The organism is Clostridium cibarium (genome assembly GCF_014836335.1).
Taxonomy (GTDB): Bacteria; Bacillota; Clostridia; order Clostridiales; family Clostridiaceae; genus Clostridium; species Clostridium cibarium.
This window is the reverse complement of the sequence record NZ_JACSRA010000023.1, coordinates 37,640-54,734: the sequence shown is the minus strand read 5'-3', so window position 1 is coordinate 54,734 and position 17,095 is coordinate 37,640. Positions and strand designations below refer to the sequence as shown.

Below are 17,095 nucleotides of genomic sequence, written 5' to 3'. Positions count from 1 at the left end.
CTCCTAGTTTATGTTTTTATACATATTTGTAAAATATTATGTATAGTATTCATTGTAATGCAGAAAATGTAATAAAGTAAATATAAAGTAAAAAAAACACAAATATAAATAACTTTATTAAAATAAATGACGATATGAATTTAATTAGTTTTCCTAGAAAAGTTTTTAGCTGCAATTTGTTTATTATTTAATAATTTGTTATATTAAGAAATAATAGAAGAAAAAGGAGCTGTTTTTATAAATGGAGAAAATTTTCATTATTGAGGATGATGAGAAAATTAGGCGAGAATTATCGACTTTTTTAGAAAGGTATGGTTATGCTTGTGATTTTTCAAGTGATTTTGAAAATATAATTGATATTGTTTTAAAATCAGAAGTTCACCTAATACTTTTAGATATAAACCTTCCATATTACGATGGTTATTATATCTGTCGTGAAATAAGAAAACAATCAAATGTTCCAATAATTGTTGTTACAAGTAGGCAAAGTGAAATTGATGAGCTTATGAGCATGAATCTTGGAGCAGATGATTTTATAACAAAACCATACAATACTCATATATTATTAGCTAGAATAGCGTCTATTCTTAAAAGGGCTTATCATAATTCTGACACAGATTTACTGTCTTATAATGGATTAATCTTTAACATTTCAAATAGTTCCATGAGATATAATAATAATGAAATTGAGCTGACAAAAAATGAAAGTAAAATTCTGAATATTTTAATAAAGAAAAAAGGTGCTATAGTATCTAGAAATGAAATTATGGATTTTTTATGGCAATCAGATGAATTTGTTGATGATAATACTTTGACGGTAAATATAAATCGTTTAAGAAAAAAACTTGAATCTATAGGAGCTAGTGAATTTATACAAACAAAGAGAGGACAAGGGTATATATTAAAATGAAGTTAAAGTTATTTTTGTTTGAAAGAATAGGATTTTTGATTGGAAGTTTTTTGATAATAGGTTTAGTTTATAAATTACTTGATACTTTGAAGGTAGACTTCTTTGCCATTATATTTAGCTGCTCATTATTCTTAATATCTAATATATCTTTATTATTTTACGAATACTGCAGAAAATCTGCTTTCTTAAAGGAATTAAATAGAAGTTTAGAAGGTTTAGATGAAAAATATTTGTTAAGTGAGGTGGTTTCTAGACCTGAAAAAGATGAGGAAAAAGCATTTTACAATATATTAAAAGAATGCAATAAATCTATGAATGATGCTATAGCAAAAGTAGAAATTGAAAACAAGGATTATAAAGAATATATTGAACTTTGGGTACATGAAGTAAAAAATCCTATTGCTTCTTCTAAACTTATAATTGAAAATAATCGTAATCCTCAGCTTACAAGTATAGAAGAAGAAATAGACAAGATAGAAGAATATATTGAACAAGCATTGTTTTATGCTAGAAGTGCAGCAGTTGAAAAGGACTTTATAATTAACAGATTAAGCTTAGAGGAGATTGTAAATTCATCTATAAAAAGGAGTTCGAAAGAGCTTATAGCTAAATCTGTAAAAGTTAGTAAGGAAAACTTAAACTATGAAGTTTATACAGATAAAAAATGGGTTGATTTTATAATTCATCAGATTTTATCAAATTCTATTAAATACTTTAATAAAGAGCATAATTCTTTGTGTTTTTCTTGTGAAGAAGTAGAGGAATCGTTAGTTTTAAACATAATAGATAATGGGATAGGTATGAATGAAAAAGCACTACTTAAAGCTTTTGACAAGGGCTATACAGGAGAAAATGGTAGGCAGTTTAAAGGATCTACAGGTATTGGGTTATATTTGTGTAAAAAGTTATGCATAAGGTTAGGACTTAGCATATCCATAGACTCAAAGGAAGGGAAAGGTACAAGAGTCTCTATATTGTTCTCTAAAAATGACATGATGATATTTGAATAGCAAAATATAAGTGACAAAAATGTAAGGTAGTTGTCACTTAAAGTTATGGTACAGTAAAATGGAAAAAGGTAACATTAACCTATAAGATAAAGGAGGAAATAATATGTCAGATGAAATATTAAAAGTAGTAAATATCCAAAAGTTTTATGGAACAAGGGGAAATGTTACTAAGGCAATTAATGATATAAGTTTTACTGTTGAAAAAGGAGAGTATGTTGCGATAATGGGGGCATCAGGGAGTGGTAAAACTACTTTGCTAAACTGTATTTCAACTATAGATAATGTAACTAGTGGAAATATATTAATAGGGAATGAAGATATAACAAAATTTAAGGAAAAGAAATTATCTAAATTTAGACGAGAGGAACTTGGATTTATTTTTCAAGACTTTAATCTTTTGGATACATTAAATGCTTATGAAAATATAGCATTAGCTCTAACAATATGTAAGGTGGATCCAAGTACTATAGATAATAAAGTTAAAGATGTAGCTGTAAAGCTAAATATAACAGATATACTTTATAAATTTCCATATGAAATATCAGGGGGACAAAAACAAAGAGTTGCTGCAGCAAGAGCTATAGTAACTAATCCTAAAATGATTTTAGCTGATGAGCCTACAGGAGCATTAGATTCTAAATCGGCTAAAATGCTACTTCAGTCTCTAGTACATTTAAATGAACAGCTAAATGCAACTATAATGATGGTTACCCACGATGCTTTTTCAGCAAGTTATGCAAAAAGGATTATGTTTATTAAAGATGGCAGAATATTTAATGAATTAATTAGAGGAAAAGATAGCAGAAAAGAGTTTTTTAATAGGATCATAGAAGTGGTAACTCTCCTTGGAGGTGACCAAAGAGATGTATTCTAAACTAGCTTTTAGAAATATGCGTAGAAGTCTTAAGGATTATGCTATATATTTCTTGACTTTAATTTTTTCTGTATGTTTGTTTTATATATTTAATTCTATTGAATCTCAAAAAGCAATGCTAAACCTAGATGAGATAAGTGAAAATGCCTTTAAGTCAGTTACTATGGTTATGGGAATTGCATCTGTATTTATAACTTTTATTTTGGCTTTCTTGATTATATATGCTAATAATTATCTAGTTAAAAGGAGAAAAAAAGAGTTAGGCATATATATGGTACTAGGAATGGATAGGAGTAATATAGCTAAGGTACTATTCATGGAAACGTTGCTTATAGGCATAATATCTCTTGGATTTGGACTAGCACTTGGAGTTTTTGCATCTCAAGGTTTATCCATAGTAACAGCGAAAATGTTTGAAGTTAATTTAAAAAGTTTTGAATTTATTTTTTCAAGTAATGCAGCCATTAAAGCTATATTATCATTTGGAGGAATATATATTATAGTAGCCTTATTTAATACAACATCAATAAAAAGAATTAGATTAATTAATTTATTGAATGCATCTAAAAAGAGTGAAAGTGTTAAAATAAAAAATATATGGATATCTGTAATAATATTTATGATAAGTGTTATATGTATAGGCGCAGCTTACTATATTATGCTTAAGTATGGAATTAATAAGTTAGATAGTAAGGTTCTAATTTCAGTTATACTAGGGGCTATTGGAACTGTATTATTTTTTATGAGCCTTTCTGGATTTTTGCTAAAGGTTTTGCAGAATAGTAAAAGGATTTATCTTAAAGAATTGAATATGTTTTTGTTAAGACAGATAAACAGTAAGGTAAATACTACATTTGTTTCTATGTCATTTATATGCTTAATGCTATTTATATCCATTTGTACCCTATCAGGTGGGTTGCAAATAAATAAGGCGTTAAATGAAGAGATAAAAGATTTAACACCACATAATGTATGTATATATTCATATAGAGGCTCTGATTTTTATAATGTGCTTGAGGAAAACAAGTTTGATTTTAGTAAGTATACTGATGAATATCATTATTATCATACTTACACTGACAATTTAAAATATAGTGGATTTATAGGAACGGATTCAGACGATATAATGAAAAATTATTATCCAATAGCAACTGATCAAAATATACCTATAATGAAGCTTTCAGATTTTAATAAAGAACTTTCTTTGATAGGTGAAAATCCTGTAACTTTAAATAAAGACCAGTATTTAGTGAATAGTGATATTGTTGATTTGCTGAAACCTATTGAAAATGTTTTAAAGGATAATAAAAAGATAGTGATAGGAGGAAAAACTCTAGCACCTGCTAATTATAAGGTTATTGATAAGACTTTTTGTAACTCTGTAATTAAAAATAATTGTTCTACTATTGTTGTAGATGATACTATAATAAATAATCAACCAATATATAATTCATTTTTAAATTTTGATCTAAAGAATAAGGAGAGTAGCTTAGAGGATAGTCTTAGGAGTGATTTAGACAAAATAATATCAGCAGCTCCAGATGGAACTTTCTTTTATGCAACTGACAAGGATATTAAAGGTGGATCACAGGGAATGGCAGTATCAATGGCTTACTTAGCACTATATCTTGGACTAATCTTTATTATTGCTTCAGCAGCAGTATTAGCAATACAACAACTTTCGGAATCAGATGATAATATTGAGAGATATAATCTTTTAAGGAAAATAGGAGTGGATAATAAAACTATATATAAATCTATATTTAAACAAATAGGAATATATTTTTTATTGCCACTTATTCTAGCTATTATTCACTCAATTGTGGGATTAAAAATATCTATGGCTATTGTTAAAATGTTTGGATCTGGTAGTAAAATTAGTGATCTTATTTGTATTAGTGGAGCATTTTTAGTTATTGTATATGGTGGTTATTTCTTAGCTACCTACTTGGCAGCAAAGAACATAGTTAGAAATAGAGTTTAAATTAGGCCATTATATTAAAAAATACAGGAGATATCTCCTGTATTTTCCTTGCTTCTAATTAGTAATTTCCTCCTTTTTAGCAATTCATAGATTTCTTCATATCTTCTTCACATTTTTACTATATTATCTGAAATAACTTTAAAAAAGAGAAAAGGTATTACTCTATAAAAAGGAGCGATATAAATGAAAAATACCATTAGAACAGTTTTTCTTGCTGTTACCATTATTATGGCAACTCAAGCTTCAGTAAGTGCTATTCCAGTATCAAATGGAACACAAACTGATCAAAGTCAATTAGAGGAGGTCAAAGACAAAAGAGAAGAAATTGAGTTAAGTATTGAAAAACTTGATAACCAGATTGAAAAATTCATGATGGACGTTGAAAATAATAAAAGTAACATAAAAACAATTGAAAACGAAATAAATAATTCGAAGGGAAAAATAGAACAGATAGAGAAAGAGTCAGTTGAGAAACAAGAAATACTTGATAATAGATTAAAATTAGCTTATATGAATGGGAATTTAGATTATTTTAAAGTCATTTTTGAATCTAAAAGCCTTAGTGATTTTGTATCAAGAATTTCAGCTATCAAGAAAATAGCTACTATGGATAAAAAAATTATAGATGAATTAAAAAATAATAAAGAAAAAGTAGAAATAGAAAAATCTGAACTTGAAGAAAAACATAGTAAAATAAGTGCTTTAAATTTTGAAAATGAAAATAAATTAGCAAATTTAAATAGTAATAAAGAAAAGCAAAAGAGCCTTATTAATGAAATGAAGGCTAAAGAAAGATTGTTAACAGCTAGAACTGATGAATCAAATGAATTGGTGAGTAGTGTTATCAATGAAGTAAGGAAAGAAGCACCAAAAGCTACAAGAGGAGTAGGTTCTTCTGCATCTGGCCAAAATATTATAGCTTATGCTAGCAATTTCATTGGAATTCCTTATCTTTGGGGAGGAACAAATCCTTCTACTGGATTTGATTGTTCTGGTTTTACTCAATATGTATTTGCTCATTTTGGAATAAAACTTGGTAGAACTACCTATAATCAAATAAATGATGGATATGCTGTATCAAAGGGAGAATTACAAGCTGGTGATCTTGTATTTTTTGGGAAGAATAATGATCCTACTCATATGGGGATTTATATAGGAAACAATACATATATTCATTCACCACAAACAGGCGATGTATTAAAAATATCACCTATGACGAGAAAAGATTATATTACAGCAAGAAGAGTTTTATAGAATTAAGTATGGAAGTAGGATATATAGTTAATTTGATATATACAATTTAATAATTATTTATAAAAATAAGCTATTCAATATTACATTTAAATTGAATAGCTTTTCTTTATTTTCTTCTATTTTAATCTTTTAAATTTTTCAAGATAAAAGCTTATAATTACAGTAATAGCATAGTCGTAAATAAGAAATACTACTTGACCTGCTAGAAATAAAGCCCACATAGGTAACTTTATATCTAAATCACCTAGTAAAGATGACATGAAGAATAAGCTAATCACTAAGACTATATTAAAGAAAATTAATTTTAATAAAATCTCTAATGGAAGTTTATTTATTTTTTCTATAAAATATTTAACTATACCATAGACTCCAAAAAATATTCCATACATAATTGCACGGTTAGTTGGAAGGATGAAAAAACTGATGATAGTGCTTGCAATATATACCAAAGAAGCTGTTTTTATATTACTTCTAATAATAGTAATAGGTATAAAACATGAAGCAACAGTTAATATTGCAAAGGTATTTATAGTTATAATATTGGTTAAATATAAAACTATTATACTTAACGCAACCATTATGCCACCTAATGTTATATCTTTAGTTTTCATAAACATCCTCCTTTAAAAATTTATTAGCAACAACCGATTAAGTCTCCACCCATACATTCACAAATGCTATCTAGACACCAAAGATTAATGCAACAATCGCATGCATTTGGAGAGCTTTGAGTAGTTCTGTATGGATTTCCATAATTCATAGTTCTTGAGTTTAATTGTTGTAAGGTTTGTTTGTATTCAAAATTATTAGGATCCATATTAGAAGCAGTTCTAATATTTTGTAGAGCAGAATCATACCATCCTTTGTTCATATGTACAACTCCCATTAAATAATACCATTCTGCTGATCTATCTGTAACTCTATTTAATATAGCTTCGGCTCCTCTTGTATCTCTTCTCTGAAGACAAGCTCTTGCCTGTGCTAATTCTTGAGAGTAGTTTCCGCTATTAGTATAACTTGATGAGCTTCCAGAATTACTTGAATAATTATTGCTGTTTCCATTTCCGCTTGATAAAATTCTATATGCTTCATTAACTTCAGCTAACTTTTCTTGTGCAAGTTCCTGAAGTGGATTATCAGTAAATTGATCTGGATGATACTGTTTAACTAATTTTCTATAGGCACTTTTGATTTCTTCTTGTGAAGCACCGGGCTTGATACCTAAAACCTCATATGGATTCATGGCTAAGTCACTTCCTTTCGTATTCATAAAGTATGTATTAATCTTCTTTAATTATGATTATACCATAATTGAAGAATTCTTATATATAGGCATTATGTAAATCTTTCTTTTTATTCTTTTTACACTTACAACCGTTAGCGGCGTTAGTGTACTTATCCATTAGTCCTAAGTTTACTATGTTTTCGAGAATTTCTCTATTTCTTTCAAGACTTAGTTCATTTAGCATATCTCTACATGTGCAAGCAGAATTAAGTATGCTAAATTCTAATCTACTTTTAATAGTTTGAAAAAATTTATCATAAGGCAAATTATCTTTATTATATAGATAATTTAATGGATTAAATTTATTTTTTTCCATATCATCTTTTAAATCATCTAAAGCATCAACTAAGTAGATCCATTTACCTAATGAATAACCTAAAGAATAGAGCTTGCTTCTAGTTTCTTCTGAATCATCAATTATTTTATGTGGATATAGTTCTAAAATTTTACCTACAATTATACTAAAAGGATCACATATTTCATCGATAGAAGTAAAATTTTTTGATTTTTCAAGTTTTGTTAGATTACTTAGATTTTCCTTTATTATTTCATTAATATGAGTAATTGATTTAGAAAACTTTTTTTTATATGGAGATAAACCTAATGCAAAAGTTCTACTTTTTAAGTCATTATCATCATTAACATCATCTAATATTTTAAAATATACTAATGAAATATTCATATTTGCAGCATAGCTTAAAGCATTATTATCTAGTACCACAAGTTTCTTGTTTGTAGGATGCGACATACATCTTTTATATTCTACCTTGACTTTATCTGGATTTAATCCATCTAAAAGTAGAGCAAGAAAAGTCATATCATAATTTAAAGTCATTCTAGGAATATTGCCAAAGTGTTTTTTTATACTAAAGCATAGCCCACAGTAATAAGCTCTAAATTGATTAAAATCTTTAACCTTAAGTTCTGATTTTAGAGGAACTACATAGCCGAACATTAAAACCCTCCTAAAATTATTTAATATACCTATTATACATAATAATATATGAATGTACAATTTAAGAAAAAATCAAGATAGAAGTATTTTTATGCTTTTTCGAGCATACTAAATCTAGAAGAAAAAAGGGAAAGGAGTAGCTAAAATGCCAATAGAATTTATCACTTCTATAATATCTGCCTTATCTATTCTTACAGGTTCTTTGGTTGGAGCGTTTTGCAGTTGGAAAATAAGCCGAAAAATGCATGTTGAAAAAATTAGAGAAGAATATAAGATTATTAAAGAGAACCGAAAATATGAAGATACTTATAGAGCTAAGGCAGTTTGCAACAATGCTAATGTGATAAGGTTGGATATTTCTACAGCACTTTTTCAGAGCATAAGGAGTCTTCAAAATGAAAGTGAGGAAAAGAAGTATTTATATATTTTGCCGGTAAATAGAAAGTATTCTGAAGCAGTTGCTTCTTTAAGTGACAAATACACATTAAAAGAATTAAGTGCTATTTATCAATTGTATGGAATTATAGAAAAAGTTAATAGAGATATTAATGCATGGACATTAGGGGATAATGAATCTTACGAGAAAGTAAAAACAGGGTTTACAAGTATATTATATAAAATCTATGGAGATGAATGTACTAAAATTCTTAAAATAAATCCAGATGAGGTTTGTTATGAAGATTTATATAAAAATGATTATATAAAAACATCTTATAAGGAGCTTTTATGCAAGCTAGATGAATTATGCTTAGTTGAAAATTTACTATAAAAAAAGATTCTTAAGGAATACTTAAGAAATAATAAGATGAAATTAATTGAATAATGTGGTAAATATATTTAAACTTGAAGTGTACTATTGTTATTAGTACACTTTTTATAATTTAAAAGGGGGAATAAAATGAAAAAATCCAAGGTTTTAACACTTGTTGGAATACTAATAATAATTACAGTAATACTTGCAACCGTTGGAAAATCTCATTCTTATGAAAAAAAGATGCACTATAATTCTACTGATGAAGTAATTGCTGAATTAAACTCGAAACCTTTAGCAGCTTTTAAAGATAATCGTAAAATTCATGGTAATATTATTTATAGCGATTCATTTTATGAATGTCTTTCTAAGCGAAAAAGAGTGACTTGCCCTGCAATAGATTATTCTAAACTTAATGTTAGAGTGAACAATGAAAAGAATAATGAAGAGAATAAAGAAAGAATTAAGGCCAAGTATATTTCTTTAGGAAGAAACATAAATAGCTTTAAAGAGACTGAAAAGATTGAAGCTTGCAGTCTTACTGGGACTAGCGAAGATTTATATGACAAAAGTGTAAATAAGATTGATATGGATGTTGTATTTATCGATGAAGGCGAAGGATGGGTTATAGATTATTTTATGATAAATTCTCAAGGTAATAAAAATGATCCAAATAAATAGTAGGAGTGTAATCCCTATATATGAGCAGATTAAATTAAAAATTAAGGAACTTATTTTGAAAGATGCATTAAGGGAAGGTGATAAGTTACCTTCAGTTCGTGAGTTAGCCTATATTATGAGCGTTAATCCCAATACTATAAGTAAGTCTTATTTAAGTTTAGAAAGGGACGGGCTTATAGAAACCATTATAGGAAAAGGAACCTTTGTCAAATTAGGTGCAAATAGTATTTTAAAAGTACAAAGCAAAAAGATTCTTGAATTAGATATAGCAAAGTTATTAAGTAATGCTAAAAGACTTAATTTAACTTTAGCAGAAATCGTAAAAATGGAGACAGAAATCTTTGAAAATATTCAGGAGGAAGAGAATGGTAGAAATTAAAAATGTTTCTTTGGAGTTGGATGATAAAGAAATTTTGCATAATATTAATTTAAATATAGAAAAAGGGAAAATTTATGGGTTGATTGGTCCAAATGGAGTAGGAAAGACAACTTTAATTAAATGTTTAACTGGTATTTATAAGCCTAGTACAGGTGAGATTTTATATGATGGAGAAAATGTCTATAATTCACCTAGAATTAAAATGAAACTTTCTTATGTAGCAGATGAAAATAACTTTTTTTCCTCCTTTACAGTTAAAGATATATTAAAATATTATAAGCTATCCTATGAAAACTTTAATGAAAATAAGTTTCATAAATTAAATAAAATATTTAATATACCTTTAAAAAAACATTTTTATCAGCTATCTAAAGGTATGAAGATGAGAGTAGCTTTACTTGTAGCTTTAGCATCAGAAACTGAATATTTAATTATGGATGAACCTACATCGGGATTAGACCCAATATTAAAGAATAAATTGTTAAAGTTGTTAGTTAATGAAGTTGCTTTAAGGCAGGTAACTATAATCATAAGCTCTCATCATTTAGGCGAACTTGAAAGAATATGCGATGATGTTGCTATTTTAGATGGAGGAAAAATATCATATAAAAATACATTAGAAGATATGAAGAAGAAGATAAAAAAATTACAGATTGCTTTTGATTCACCAGTTTATGAAGAAGATTTAAATTTTAATGGCATTTTCAAAATGACCAGGGTAGGTAGAGTTTTTACAATAATAACTGATAACTTTGGAGAAGATCTCATAGACGAAATTAAGAAATTTAAGCCTCTTTTTATAGAAGAAGTTGATTTAAGCCTTGAAGATATATTTATATATAAGGTTGAAAAGGAGGAGTTAGATGAAGAAATTATATAATAAAGCATTATTGTATCAATACTATCATTCAGGAAAATGGGCATTGATTTTAGGCTCAATTATCTTTGCAGTAGCTAACTATTTTGGATCTATTGATTCAATTAATTATTTGAAATTTAGAATTTCTTCTTTAGAAGGTGATAGGATTAGCAGAGGTAGTGCTTTTTATATATTTGTTGAACTATTTGTATTATTTATGATATATGTGTTAATTACGGGAATAAATAAAAGAAATAATTTGACGTTTTTAACAAGTGGCCCATATAGCAAAGAAGAGATTAAGAAAAATCAAATTATATTTCTTCTTATAAGCCTTACAATTTTAACTTTAATATATATATATATTTATTTGTGTATCTATTATAGAGAGAGAGAAGTTTTAATGATTTCAGTAGGTTGGTTGCCTACGCTAATTAAAGATATTATTAGGTTAATTGTATGCGGACTAGCTTTTGTTAGCTATTTAGTATTAATGGATACTTTGTTTTCAAATAGTGGAATTACAATTTTTTTAATTATATTCACTCCTATTGTTTTTATAGTAGATTTATCAATGTGTTTTTACTTAAGTGATGTATTTAAAGGCTATTCCTTATTTCCTGGAGAAGTGGGAGTTTTCATTTCAAAAATGTTACACATAGTAAGTGATTATGTATTAAACTATAAAAATGTTGTAATGATTGGGCACGTTGAAGAAATATTAGCTATTATTTTGATTATATTCGCTACTGGAATTTTCTTTTTATTAACATGGTTAATAAACAAGAAACTTATAATAAATAATATAAACAAATTTTTCAATTTTAAAATAGTGGAGAAAATATTTTATTGGACTTTTTCTTTTAGCATAATGTTACTCATTACTGTTATTATAGCCTCAATGTACGCAGTAGTTTATTTACAAGATATATATTTTGGCCAGGTGCGAACTATTAATGGTACCATTATAGCTTTATCATTGATTGTGGGAATTGGAGTAATTGCTGCTATTTTTCAAAGATTAATTAGGAAACTAATGAAAAAGTTTATTTAGTTAAAGTTTCTTATGTTAAATTAAAGTATGTAGAACAAAACTCTTGTTTTAAGAATACAATATAGTAATCTAATGAATAGGAGTTGAGTAACTATGTCAAAATGTTGCTGTAGAACAAATAACTGTTGCTGCAATAATAACAGAAACAATTGTTGTGGTGGCTTTAATAATTGTGGTGGATTCGGCAACTGTGGTGGGTTTGGTAACTGCGGTGGATTCCCATTTTTGTGGATATTATTATTGTTTGGCGGCTTCGGTTGCGGTGGATTCGGAGGATTCCGAGGCGGCTGGTTCTAGTAAACTTAAAGGGTATCATTTTGATACCCTTTACTCATTTAATTTTATATTTGATATTTTTTAAGTAGAAGGATATAATCAAACTAAATATAATCATGGAGTGATATTTTAATGGAAGAAAGACTACAAAAGTATATGGCAAGATGCGGAGTTGCTTCTAGAAGAAAGTGTGAAGAACTCATTTTAGAAGGAAAAGTTAAGGTTAATGGAATAATTATAGATAAATTAGGTATAAAAGTTAATGAAGCCATTGATAAAGTAGAATATGATGAAGAAATTATTTTACCAGAAGAAAAGAAATTGTATATAATGCTAAATAAACCAGAGGGTTACATAACATCAGTTAAGGATGAAAAAAATAGACAAACCGTATTAGATATAATAGATGTTGATGAAAGAATTTATCCTATAGGTAGATTAGATTATGATAGTTCAGGACTATTATTATTAACTAATGATGGAGAGATCTATAATAAAATAATCCATCCAAGAGTGAAAATTGTTAAAGAATATATTGCCACAGTTAAAGGGGAGTTTAGAAAAAATGAACTTGAAAGATTTGAGAAAGGTATAGATATAGGTGGCTATATTACAGCTCCTGCAAATATAGAACTACTTAAATTCAGTGATGGAAAGAGTACAGTCAAGATAGGGATTCATGAAGGAAAGAATAGGCAGATAAGAAAAATGTGTTCAGCATTAAAACATGATGTAATCTCACTAAAGAGAGTATCTATTGGAGAAATTAAACTTGGAAATTTAGAAAAAGGGAGATATAGAAATTTAACAATAGAAGAACTAAATTATATAAATAATTTATGATTCTTAATTTTGTTATAATGTACAAATATATTTGTATTAGAAATTGGAGACGTATGTTGTTAAGGGGTGTATAATTGTACTAGTAAGTGAATTTATTACTAATATCAATTATTGGGAGGGTCTGTTATGAAAACATATTATGATCTATGTTTGGAATTTGCGCAACTATGTTCTCAACTAGAATTTTTAATGGATAGTAAAGAAAAATCAAAATCAGAAACAGATATAAAATTATATGATGCTAAAATTGATAGAGTTGATAAAGAATTGCATGAATTAAAAGATTTTTTAAAAAGCAAAGAAGTATAATAGAATTAAATTAAAAGAACTTTTTCAAATTATTGATTTCCTATGCAATAATGTTTGAAAAAGTTTTTTCTTTATAAAGGGGGATTAAATGTATAAGTACGTAGGCGACATTAGCGTATTGGCTCACTACATAATAAAAGAATTTTTAGAAAATAAGCTGGTTGCAATAGATGGAACTTTGGGAAATGGATATGATACAGACTTTCTATCTGAACATTTTAATAAAGTATATGCCTTTGATATTCAAAAAAGTGCATGTGAGAATTATATAATGAAAGAAAAGAGTAATGTTAGTGTAATTAATGATTCTCATCACTTATTAAATGAATATGTAAAGGAAGAGGTAAATTGTATCATATATAATTTAGGATTTTTACCTGGAGGGGATAAAAACATTACAACTGAGCATAATACATCATTAGAAAGTATAAAGAAAGGTTTAAAATTGTTATCCTCTGGAGGAATTATTGCAATATCAATATATACAGGGCATAATGAAGGAAAGAAAGAAGAAACTTGCATTTTAGAATATCTTCAAAGGTTACCTAAGTCCAAGTATGGAGTAATGGTGCATAGTTATTTAAATAGGACTAATAACCCTCCAAAGCTTGTTATAGTTGAAAAGAAATAGATGGTAAACAATTTTTGTGTGAATAATTATACAATTTTTATTATTGAATAAAATTGCATAAGGTGGTAGAATTAAATTGCAAATGTTATAAAAATTTAATGCGTGATAGGGTGAATATTTAATGGATAACGAGGTAAACAATCAAGTTAAGGACTTAATGAGGATTATTCAAATTAAGTTTCAAAGGTTAAGTAAGGGGCAAAAACTTATAGCAGAATATATTCTGAAAAATTATGATAAGGCTGCATTTATGACAGCAGCTAAGCTTGGAGATTCTGTAGGGGTTTCTGAATCAACAGTAGTAAGGTTTTCTAATGAACTTGGGTTCTCAGGTTATCCAAAGCTTCAAAAAGCATTACAGGAGCTTATTAAAAATAAATTAACAACAGTACAAAGACTTGAACTTTCTAAGGATTTTATTTCAACAGGTGATGCACTTAAAGGTGTTCTAAAAGCAGATATGGAAAATATCAGAGCAACTCTTGAAAAAATTAATCCTTATACTTTTGATGAAGTGCTAAACTCTATTTTTAAAGCAAAAACAATATATATAATTGGGTTAAGAAGTTCTACTACTTTGGCTGAGTTTTTAGGTTTTTATTTAAATATAATTTTACAGAATGTTAGAATTGTTAGTTATGGAATTTCTGATATATTTGAACAAATGATAAACGTGTCAGAAGGTGATTTAGTAATAGGAATTGGATTCCCTAGGTATGCAACTAAAACTATTGATGTTTTAGATTTTGCAAAGAAGAGGAAAGCAGAAGTTCTTGCTATCACTGATAGCTTATTATCTCCGTTAGCAGCAAAAGCTGATTTTACATTAATTGCTCAGAGTAATATGGCATCATTTGTTGATTCTTTAGTTGCTCCTTTATCTGTAATTAATGCACTAATCATTGCAGTTGGAATGAGAGAAAAAGAAAACATTTCAGATATATTTACTAACTTAGAAACAATATGGCAAGATTATAATGTTTATTCATATAATAATAAAAATATTCTTGAGGATTAAATCTATGGACAACTAGTAATTAGAATAATTACTAATTGTCCATTATTTTTTATAACTATAATTATTTTAGTATATACACATAATAATGAGGAAGTATTATTAAGGAGATGATGTTATGATTGAAAAGACTTTTCCAAAGAATTTTACTCCTCAAACGCAAGATACACAACCTGGAATAGAAAGTAAAATGAATCCAGTTCCTATATTTGAACAAGGGGAATATACATTTGATGCTAATAGATTAAAAGATAAAGTAGCTGTTATTACTGGCGGTGATAGTGGAATTGGGAGAGCAGTGTCAATAGCTTATGCGAGAGAAGGTGCAAAAGTTGCAATAGTATATTTGAATGAAGATCAGGATGCTGAGGAAACAAAGAAAATAGTTGAAAATAATGGAGGAACTGCGTTATTAATAAAAGGTGATATTGGTGATGAAACTTTTTGTCAGAGTATTATTAATACAGTAATAAGTTCTTTTTCAAAAATAGATATTCTAGTATGTAATTCGGCAGAACAGCATACAGCAAATAGCATAGAAGAGATTACATATGAACAGCTAGACAAAACTTTTAGAACAAATGTTTATGGATCTATTTTTATGATAAAAAATTGCATTAAACATTTAAAAGAAGGTTCTTCTATAATAATTACAACTTCTGTTACAGCTTATCAAGGTAATGAAACTTTAATTGATTACTCATCAACAAAAGGTGCATTGGTATCTTTAACAAGATCCTTAGCTAAGAATTTAGCTCCTAAGAATATTCGTGTAAATGCTGTAGCTCCAGGTCCAGTATGGACTCCTTTAATCCCTTCCACCATGCCTTCTTCAGATGTACAAGAATTCGGCTCCAAAACAGCATTTAAAAGAGCAGCACAACCAGTTGAACTAGCAGAGGCTTATGTTTTCTTAGCTAGCCAAGGGGCATCATTTATAACTGGAGAAGCGATACATGTAAACGGAGGAGAATTTGTTAATTCTTAATATATGACTTGCTTGCCTGCAATAATATCCAACTATTCAGCAAAAATGCTTAAAATTTTCTTAAAAAAAGTATAATTGGGTTTATTTTACTAGTTTTTAATGGTAAAATTAAACTAAAGCAAATAGTAGGAGGCGAGGAAATGATTGAGAATCTAAAAATGGCCATAAGTGATAATAATTTAGAAAAAGCAAGACGAATACTAAGAGATGAACTAATTAATCGAAATTACCCAGGTGAAGTTTTTAAAGAAGCCTTAGATTTAGCAGAATCTTATAATGTTTTTGAAGAACATAATAATGAAGAATTCTTGCCTGATTCAAAGAAGTTTACTAAGGAATATCTGGAAAAATTGAAAGAAGGATTAGATAGTAATTTTTCTAAAGAAAGGTTCGTAAAAGCATATTATGTTGCTAGAAGACTTGAAAAAGCAAATGACTTTATTGATGAAGATAGTTACGACGTTAGAGTTTATGATCATTATAAAGATTTCTTTTTCCGAGCACAACTTGGCACTGCAGTTGCTACTATAGCAGCTATTGGTATTGGCGTTTTACTATATAAGAGGCATAAGAGAAAGTAGTAAAAAGATACTGTCATTTAATAATGATAGTATCTTTTTTTAGTTAGATATTAAAACTAGAAGATAAATTAATTTCTACTTTAAGATAATCTTAATTTATTTTTAATATTCTATATACGTAAATTCATTGACCAATTTAAACTAAAAGAATATTATATATAAGGACAAAAAAATAATTTGTTAGGTGAGGCTCCTATAAAGATATACGCTACTACCCAGAAAAATCGAGAGATTCCAATGGGTTAACAAAAATCATCGCAAAGGTGATTTTTAACGTAGCTGGCTTAAGTCAAAGCTTTATAGTGCTAAAGCTCTACATAAAAGAAGATATATTAGACTTTTTAGGGTAGAGCTTAAAAAGTCTTTTTTATTCTGTAAGTAAAGAAAAGGTGGTGGTGTAAATGGACTTGGACCCTAGTAGTAGTCTGAGAAGGAAAAATGAATACAAAATATTAG

20 protein-coding genes and 1 riboswitch are annotated in these 17,095 nt (G+C 27.8%); of the genes, 17 read left to right on the top strand and 3 right to left on the bottom strand.

Translation table 11 applies throughout. The features are described from left to right. The first annotated feature begins 241 nt into the window (after positions 1 to 241). The 5 genes from H9661_RS13715 to H9661_RS13695 all read left to right on the top strand — a co-directional run bounded on the left by H9661_RS13715 (position 242) and on the right by H9661_RS13695 (position 6,032). Complete coding sequence (locus H9661_RS13715) at positions 242 to 910, top strand: response regulator transcription factor (protein WP_191769375.1); 669 nt, start codon at positions 242 to 244, stop codon at positions 908 to 910. Then, complete coding sequence (locus H9661_RS13710) at positions 907 to 1,920, top strand: sensor histidine kinase (protein ID WP_143318366.1); 1,014 nt, start codon at positions 907 to 909, stop codon at positions 1,918 to 1,920. The genes H9661_RS13715 and H9661_RS13710 overlap by 4 nt, the downstream gene beginning before the upstream one ends. A 103-nt stretch (positions 1,921 to 2,023) precedes the next feature. Further along, positions 2,024 to 2,794 (top strand): ABC transporter ATP-binding protein, encoded by a 771-nt coding sequence (locus tag H9661_RS13705; protein WP_143318367.1) that lies wholly within the window; start codon positions 2,024 to 2,026, stop codon positions 2,792 to 2,794. Continuing rightward, a complete protein-coding gene (locus tag H9661_RS13700) occupies positions 2,784 to 4,778 on the top strand; it encodes an ABC transporter permease (protein ID WP_191769373.1) in 1,995 nt (664 codons plus the stop codon). The genes H9661_RS13705 and H9661_RS13700 overlap by 11 nt, the downstream gene beginning before the upstream one ends. A gap of 183 nt (positions 4,779 to 4,961) precedes the next feature. Beyond that, entirely contained in the window at positions 4,962 to 6,032 is a 1,071-nt protein-coding gene (locus H9661_RS13695; protein ID WP_191769371.1) for a C40 family peptidase, read from the top strand. 116 nt (positions 6,033 to 6,148) lie between these two features. Here H9661_RS13695 and H9661_RS13690 read toward each other — a convergent pair whose 3' ends face one another. The 3 genes from H9661_RS13690 to H9661_RS13680 all read right to left on the bottom strand — a co-directional run bounded on the left by H9661_RS13690 (position 6,149) and on the right by H9661_RS13680 (position 8,272). Then, a complete protein-coding gene (locus tag H9661_RS13690) occupies positions 6,149 to 6,643 on the bottom strand; it encodes a hypothetical protein (RefSeq protein ID WP_191769369.1) in 495 nt (164 codons plus the stop codon). 23 nt (positions 6,644 to 6,666) lie between these two features. Further along, entirely contained in the window at positions 6,667 to 7,275 is a 609-nt protein-coding gene (locus H9661_RS13685) for a J domain-containing protein (RefSeq protein WP_143315384.1), read from the bottom strand. Positions 7,276 to 7,354: 79 nt separating this feature from the next. Then, positions 7,355 to 8,272, bottom strand: coding sequence for a DUF5685 family protein (locus tag H9661_RS13680; RefSeq protein WP_191769367.1), 918 nt, complete (start codon positions 8,270 to 8,272; stop codon positions 7,355 to 7,357). Positions 8,273 to 8,417: 145 nt separating this feature from the next. Between H9661_RS13680 and H9661_RS13675 the strand changes: the two genes are divergently transcribed. From H9661_RS13675 to H9661_RS13620, 12 genes are all read left to right on the top strand, one after another. Then, on the top strand, positions 8,418 to 9,041 hold the full coding sequence (locus H9661_RS13675) for a hypothetical protein (protein ID WP_143315371.1): 624 nt from the start codon (positions 8,418 to 8,420) through the stop codon (positions 9,039 to 9,041). Between the two features lie 129 nt (positions 9,042 to 9,170). Next, on the top strand, positions 9,171 to 9,704 hold the full coding sequence (locus H9661_RS13670) for a hypothetical protein (protein WP_143315370.1): 534 nt from the start codon (positions 9,171 to 9,173) through the stop codon (positions 9,702 to 9,704). Then, positions 9,688 to 10,083, top strand: coding sequence for a GntR family transcriptional regulator (locus tag H9661_RS19900; protein WP_143315369.1), 396 nt, complete (start codon positions 9,688 to 9,690; stop codon positions 10,081 to 10,083). Before H9661_RS13670 ends, H9661_RS19900 begins: the two co-directional genes overlap by 17 nt. After that, positions 10,070 to 10,963, top strand: a complete 894-nt coding sequence (locus H9661_RS13660; RefSeq protein ID WP_143315368.1) for an ABC transporter ATP-binding protein — start codon at positions 10,070 to 10,072, stop codon at positions 10,961 to 10,963. The genes H9661_RS19900 and H9661_RS13660 overlap by 14 nt, the downstream gene beginning before the upstream one ends. Next, entirely contained in the window at positions 10,947 to 11,996 is a 1,050-nt protein-coding gene (locus H9661_RS13655) for a hypothetical protein (RefSeq protein ID WP_191769365.1), read from the top strand. The genes H9661_RS13660 and H9661_RS13655 overlap by 17 nt, the downstream gene beginning before the upstream one ends. A gap of 93 nt (positions 11,997 to 12,089) precedes the next feature. Then, positions 12,090 to 12,293: a ground-like protein gene (locus tag H9661_RS13650; RefSeq protein WP_191769363.1), complete on the top strand. Its 204-nt coding sequence runs from the start codon at positions 12,090 to 12,092 to the stop codon at positions 12,291 to 12,293. Between the two features lie 111 nt (positions 12,294 to 12,404). Next, positions 12,405 to 13,115: a pseudouridine synthase gene (locus H9661_RS13645; protein WP_143315365.1), complete on the top strand. Its 711-nt coding sequence runs from the start codon at positions 12,405 to 12,407 to the stop codon at positions 13,113 to 13,115. A 126-nt stretch (positions 13,116 to 13,241) separates the two neighbouring features. After that, positions 13,242 to 13,424 (top strand): hypothetical protein, encoded by a 183-nt coding sequence (locus H9661_RS13640; RefSeq protein ID WP_143315364.1) that lies wholly within the window; start codon positions 13,242 to 13,244, stop codon positions 13,422 to 13,424. 88 nt (positions 13,425 to 13,512) lie between these two features. Next, complete coding sequence (gene mnmM, locus H9661_RS13635) at positions 13,513 to 14,055, top strand: tRNA 5-(aminomethyl)-2-thiouridylate-methyltransferase MnmM (protein WP_191769361.1); 543 nt, start codon at positions 13,513 to 13,515, stop codon at positions 14,053 to 14,055. 121 nt (positions 14,056 to 14,176) lie between these two features. Continuing rightward, positions 14,177 to 15,073 carry a MurR/RpiR family transcriptional regulator gene (locus H9661_RS13630; RefSeq protein ID WP_143315362.1) on the top strand — a complete coding sequence of 299 codons (897 nt, stop codon included), beginning with the start codon at positions 14,177 to 14,179 and terminating at the stop codon, positions 15,071 to 15,073. A 115-nt stretch (positions 15,074 to 15,188) separates the two neighbouring features. Next, positions 15,189 to 16,058, top strand: a complete 870-nt coding sequence (locus H9661_RS13625; RefSeq protein WP_143315361.1) for an SDR family oxidoreductase — start codon at positions 15,189 to 15,191, stop codon at positions 16,056 to 16,058. A gap of 140 nt (positions 16,059 to 16,198) precedes the next feature. Then, entirely contained in the window at positions 16,199 to 16,639 is a 441-nt protein-coding gene (locus H9661_RS13620) for a hypothetical protein (RefSeq protein WP_143315360.1), read from the top strand. Positions 16,640 to 16,808: 169 nt separating this feature from the next. Further along, positions 16,809 to 16,970, top strand: a riboswitch (M-box (ykoK) riboswitch). Positions 16,971 to 17,095 lie beyond the last annotated feature (125 nt).